At 69.9% G+C, this 1,531-nt stretch carries 1 protein-coding gene; it reads right to left on the reverse strand.

Annotated features, from left to right (window positions below; genetic code table 11):
* Window positions 1-1,482 (reverse strand): ATP-binding protein (locus tag RIN79_RS21515; protein WP_309086752.1); only part of this gene is annotated, 1,482 nt, incomplete at its 3' end.
* Window positions 1,483-1,531 lie beyond the last annotated feature (49 nt).

Below are 1,531 nucleotides of genomic sequence, written 5' to 3' on the forward strand. Positions count from 1 at the left end.
GCCAGGCCCGGTCTCCCAGCCGAGATCGGGCAGCGCGATGATGCGAAGGCCCCGCGGGTCGTTGCGCGTGACGACGATGTTGCGGCTTTCCATATAGGCGATGAGGCGCCGCGCCCTACCCGGCGAGCGGCTGCCGCAGGCCCGGGCGATCTCGCCGTCCGGGGGACAGGGCGAGCCTTCCATGGCCGCGCGGGCGATGAGCAGGTAGATGCCCTGGATGTCCTCCGCGAGATCCGCCGCGAAGGCGACGGCGCGGTCCCATTCGGAGCCTTCGGCGGTGGCCGTGTCGACCCCCGCGCGGGCGACCGCCAGACGGCGGCGGAAGGCGTTGAGGTTCAACGGCTCGCCGGAGATGCGGCGGATGCGGCAGCGGACCAGGAAGTCCTGATACAGGACGGCGACCGAGCGGAAGGCGGCCTCCGGATCGTCCAGAATCTCCCGCAGGATCGCATCGAGGGCGGCCTCGCGCTCGGCCTTGGACTGCTCCGTCTCCTCGGGCGGCGCGTCCGCTGCGGCGGCAGGCCGGGTGCGGGCGAGCTGGGCCAGGAGATCGTTGGTGGAGGGGGCCGGAGGCGGCGGGGGCGCCCGGCGGGGCATGATCGGACGAGCGGCCAGTTCATCCTCGCCGGCCTTGAAGATGAGATCACGGGCCTCTTCCTTGGGCTGCTCGGGCAATGGCATGAGCTTGAAGGTGCCGCTGCGGGTCGAGGTTTCGACCGCGCCGATGCGGATCGGCAGCGGCCGGCGCGAAAGGGCGGGGCCGAGGGCCACGAAATGGCCGCGCTCCAGGTCGCGGAACATCTCGGCCTGGCGGCGCTCCATGCCGAGCAGGTCGGCCGCGCGCGCCATGTCGATGTCGAGGAAGGTCCGGCCCATGAGGAAATTGGAGGCTTCCGCCGCCACGTTCTTGGCGAGCTTGGCGAGGCGCTGCGTGGCGATGATGCCCGCGAGCCCGCGCTTGCGGCCGCGGCACATGAGGTTGGTCATGGCCCCCAGCGAGACTTTTCTGGCCTCGTCCGACACGTCGCCGGCGGCAGCAGGGGCGAAGAGCTGCGCCTCGTCCACCACTACGAGCATCGGATACCAGTAGTCGCGCTCCGCATCGAAGAGACCGCCGAGGAAGGCCGCCGCGCAGCGCATCTGCGCCTCCGCGTCGAGGCCCTCCAGGCTCAGCACCACGGAGACCCGATGCTGGCGAACGCGGGCGGCAATGCGCTGAAGGTCGCCCTCGCTGCGGGAGGCATCCACGACCACGTGGCCGAACTTGTCGGCGAGCGTGACGAAATCGCCCTCCGGATCGATGATGGCCTGCTGCACCAGCGCGGCGCTCTGCTCGAGAAGTCGGCGCAGGAGATGCGACTTGCCGGAGCCGGAATTGCCCTGGACGAGCAGACGCGTCGCCAGAAGCTCTTCCAGATCGAGCAGTGCCGATTGTCCTCCCGGGGCGGAGGATGCCACTCCCATGTCGATTCCGACCTTCATCAGCCTCCCTCTTGCGCTCCTCAAAATCTTCCGGCTCGGTCCTAACACG

It is taken from the genome of Chelativorans sp. (genome assembly GCF_031180965.1).
GTDB lineage: Bacteria > Pseudomonadota > Alphaproteobacteria > Rhizobiales > Rhizobiaceae > Chelativorans.